Source organism: Armatimonas sp. (assembly GCF_031410135.1).
GTDB lineage: Bacteria > Armatimonadota > Armatimonadia > Armatimonadales > Armatimonadaceae > Armatimonas.
The window spans coordinates 1-4,107 of record NZ_JANNYP010000004.1; the positions used below are offsets into that span (position 1 = coordinate 1).

At 61.1% G+C, this 4,107-nt stretch carries 5 protein-coding genes; 4 read left to right on the top strand and 1 reads right to left on the bottom strand.

Features of this window, described 5'->3' with window-relative positions:
- The 4 genes from RMO15_RS00110 to RMO15_RS00125 form a co-directional block, all read left to right on the top strand.
- Nucleotides 1-784: DUF1553 domain-containing protein (locus tag RMO15_RS00110; protein ID WP_309706714.1), on the top strand; the 784-nt coding region annotated here is incomplete at its 5' end.
- A gap of 156 nt (nt 785-940) precedes the next feature.
- Nucleotides 941-2,386, top strand: a complete 1,446-nt coding sequence (locus RMO15_RS00115) for a DUF1501 domain-containing protein (protein ID WP_309706716.1) — start codon at nt 941-943, stop codon at nt 2,384-2,386.
- A gap of 1 nt (nt 2,387) precedes the next feature.
- Entirely contained in the window at nt 2,388-3,380 is a 993-nt protein-coding gene (locus tag RMO15_RS00120) for an SGNH/GDSL hydrolase family protein (protein WP_309706718.1), read from the top strand.
- Nucleotides 3,381-3,398: 18 nt separating this feature from the next.
- Nucleotides 3,399-3,809, top strand: coding sequence for a ribonuclease HI family protein (locus tag RMO15_RS00125; RefSeq protein WP_309706721.1), 411 nt, complete (start codon nt 3,399-3,401; stop codon nt 3,807-3,809).
- Between the two features lie 3 nt (nt 3,810-3,812).
- On the opposite strand, the gene RMO15_RS00130 is transcribed toward RMO15_RS00125, so the two are convergent.
- A partial coding sequence (locus RMO15_RS00130) for a BMP family ABC transporter substrate-binding protein (protein WP_309706723.1) occupies nt 3,813-4,107 on the bottom strand: 295 nt, incomplete at its 5' end.

Consider the following 4,107-nt stretch of genomic DNA (forward strand, 5'->3'; position numbering starts at 1 on the left):
TCTGTCATCCCCCTATGATGACGACTTTAGGAGCAGAAGGCAAATCGGCTTGCCTCACCACTTTTTTGTCCTGCACCCAAATCTGCCTCTGCTGGACTACCTTGCGAGTGAGCTGGTGGCGGGGGGCTGGAAGCTCAAGCGCCTACAAAAACTCATCGTCACCAGCCGCGCCTACCGGATGTCGTCGCGAACGGCCAACCCGAAGGCACTCATGCTGGATCAGGACAACACGCTCCTCTGGCGGCAGAACCTGCGGCGTATCGAGGCCGAGGCCGTACGCGACACGCTTCTCTCGGTGAGTGGACAGCTTGATCTAAAGCAAGGTGGCCCAAGTGTCTACCCGGCCCTCCCGCCCGAAGTGCGCGACTCGGGCAACCCCGCCAACGCAGGCTGGCGTGACAGCCCCGAGGCGGAGCAGAACCGTCGCAGTGTCTATCTCGTGGTCAAGCGCGCCCTGAAAGTGCCGCTTCTGGATGCTCTGGACTTTGCCAATAGCACCTCACCCGCCGGAGTGCGCTCCATCACAACCACCGCTCCCCAGGCACTCATGCTCCTCAACGATGCCTTTGTTCAGAAGCAAGCCGAGGCGCTTACCAAGCGCCTTGAGACGGAGAACACCCCCGACAAGCTCACCCGCGCCTTCGCCCTCACGCTCCAGCGCACGCCGCGCCCCAGTGAGCGCCAAGCCGCCGAGCGCTTGCTCGGCTCCCAGCCCGACCACACAGCCTGGGTCGGCCTCTGCCGCGCCCTGCTCAACCTCAACGAGGTGATCTATGTGGACTGATTTGTACCCGCACGGAGATCGTGAGGCTGTGGGGCGTCGTGCCTCCGCCGCGCCTTCGGCGAAATTTACCGACGAGGCACGAGGAGGAGGCCAAAGGCCCTATAGCCCGACGATTTCCGTCTGGGCGACCGCATCCATTCACACGAAGAGAACACCATGAACCCTGAAGACCATCGCCTTCTCTCGCCGCGCCCCATGCCACTCTGGGAGCAGAGTGCGGGATTCCCCGCTCTCGCGCTGGCCGATATGCTCTCAGGCTCCCCCGTTGGACGGGGGTCGGGAGGTGGCAAGAAAGCCAAGTCCTGCATCTTTCTCTTCATGTTCGGCGGCCCGAGCCAAGTGGACTTATTTGACTACAAGCCCAAGCTACAGAAGCGCGACGGCCAGACGATTGACAACGAGTTCCGGCGCAGCACCAAGACAAAAGCGACCCTTCAGGCGAGCCGCCGGAGCTTCAAGCAGCACGGGAAGTCGGGGCTCTGGTGCTCGGATGCCTTTCCGAATATCGCGCGGCACATGGACAAGCTGGCGGTGATCAAGTCGCTCTACTCGGACTCGTTTGCGCACGGCAGTGCACTTCTGCAGATGAACAGTGGGCGAATTCTCCAAGGGCACCCGTCGCTGGGCGCGTGGCTAAGCTACGGCCTGGGGACACTCAATAAGAACCTACCAGACTATGTCGTCATGCTCGACCCTCGTGGCGGCCCGACGACCGGTGCGCCCAACTGGAGCAGTGGCTACATGCCCGCCAAGTACCAGGGCACGGTTTTGCGCACCAACAGCCAGCCGATGCTCAACCTCAAGCCATCGGCGGGAACCAGCCGGGAGCAGCAGCGCCGCGAGCTGGACTTCTTACAAACCGTCAATGCGGAGCACGAGCGAGCCCACCCTGGCTACTCCGAGCTTGCGGCACGGATATCGAGCTATGAGCTGGCCTTTAAGCTCCAGACCACGGCCCCCGAGGCGCTCGATCTCTCCAAAGAAGACCCACGCACCCTGGAGAGCTACGGTATCAACGAGCCAAAGCCCACTTGGCACCCACCGGCGCAAGGGCCAGCGGCATTTGGTAGGCAGTGCCTCACGGCGCGGCGGCTTGTCGAGCGCGGTGTGCGCTTTGTGCAGATCTACTCGGGCGGCGGTGGCGCGGGTGGGCAGAACACCTGGGATGGACACCACGGGATCGAGGAGAACCTCAAGCTCCACTGTCCCGAGGTGGATCAGCCGATAGCCGCCTTGCTCGCCGATCTGGAGCAGCGGGGCTTGCTGGACGAGACCCTCGTGGTGTGGGGCGGGGAGTTTGGGCGCATGCCGGTCTCGGAGACCTTCAATACGGGCGGGAAACCCGGTGGGCGGGATCACAATCCCAAAGGCTTCACCTACTGGCTGGCGGGAGCGGGCGTGAAAGCGGGAACGAGCTACGGCGAGACCGATGAGCTGGGTGAGGCGGCCGTGGTCAATCGGCACCACCTACGAGATTTGCATGCGACCATCCTGCACCTGATGGGGCTGGATCATATGCGCCTCACGTATCCACACGGCGGCTTGCAGGAGAAGCTCACGGGAGTCTTGCCGACGAGTGTGATCAGGGGAGTGGTGGCGTAAGATGGACATTCACGGCGAGAGTTTCGTCTTGACGCGCACGGAGCCGGGGAAGTTTTGCTTTGAGCGCATCACCAAAGGCAGCGTGACGGTGCGCAGTACGTTTCTGCCCGACAAGCCCGGCTCCGTGGTCTACACGGAGGGGCAGGACTACGTGGTGGACTATGCCCGTGGAGCTCTGGCGCGGACAGTCAGCTCGCGAATCCCGGACTTTGCAACCAACGTGCTCTATGGCCAAAAAAACTTCGACCACACGAAGTTCCCGGGCTTTACCAACCATCCGTGGTTTGTCTGGGTAGACTATAAGGCACCAGAGAAAACCCCTTGGGCACGGCGCAACGACCAGAAGCAGGCGATGGGTGCGGTGAAGAAAAAGCTGCAAGCCGGTGGCCCGTTTAAGATCGTCAGCTACGGTGATAGTATCACGGCGGGTGGCGAGGCATCGGAGGAGGCGCTGAGATTTCAGTGGCGCTGGGCGGTATCGCTGGGGAAGCGATTTCCGAAGGCGATGATCACGATCGAAGATCTCTCACTTTCCGGGTACTCGTCGCGGCAGGGCATTGACTGGTTCGATAAAAAGCCCGAGTCGCTACGGCCCGTGACGACACTGGGAATGTGCGAGAAGCCGGACTTGGTACTCGTGGGCTTCGGGATGAACGACCACAATCGAGGGAGTGCGGAACCAGACGTTTTTAAGAGCAACTTGGTGGCGCTGACGAAGCTCATTCAGGAGCGTAAGGGCGCGAGTGTCTTGCTCTTTTCCGCGTTTCCCCCCAACGATGACTGGCACTACGGGACGCATCGGATGGCGCAGTTTGCGGCGGCGACAAAGCAGGCGGCGCTTGAGGCGGGCGCGGCCTATGTCGATGTCTTCAGCACCTGGGAGCAAGTGCTCAGGCGCAAGGATCAGCCATCGCTCCTGGGCAACAATATCAACCATCCCAACGACTTCGGCCACTGGCTCTACGCGCAGGCCTTCGAGGCGCTGGCGTTCTGACGCGGTACAATGGCCCGCATGAAGATGATTCTACACACCGACGGCGCGAGCAAGGGCAACCCCGGAACGGCGGGAATTGGCGTCGCGTTCTGGCGCGACGGTGAGGCGGAGCCTTTCCACACCCTCGCTGAGCGTCTCCCCGACACCACTAACAACGCCGCCGAGTACACCGCACTCCTGCGTGGTCTGCAAGAAGCACTGCTCAAAGGCGCGAGCGAGGTCGAAGTCCGCACCGACTCCGAGCTGATGGCCAAGCAGATCGCAGGACTCTATAAAGTCAAGTCGCCGGAGCTGGCGCCGCTCTTTTCCGAGGCCAAGCGCCTGATGAGCAAGTTCGATAAGGCCAAAGTGGTGCATGTCCGAAGAGAACTTAACGCCCTAGCGGACAAGCTTGCCAACCAGGGCGTCAAGATGCCTCTGCCTGCTTAAAACCTAGCCTTTGGCCTTGGTGAAGTTATCAAAGCTTCGCGCATCGGCGGGGGGCTTGAGCTTTCCTTCAATAATCTCCTGCTTGAGCTCCTCAATCTTCTTGAGGATATCGGCAGGAATCTTGTCTTTAGTGTTCTTCATCACCGAGAGCCCGACACCGTCTTCTTTGAGTCCCAGCTCCACTGTCCCACTGTTGAAGTGACCGTCTTTAACCTGCTTGCAGACATCAAAAACCGCCACATCCACCCGCTTGACCATGGAGGTAAGTACACGGCCCGGCGCTTCGTCGTCCTGGTCT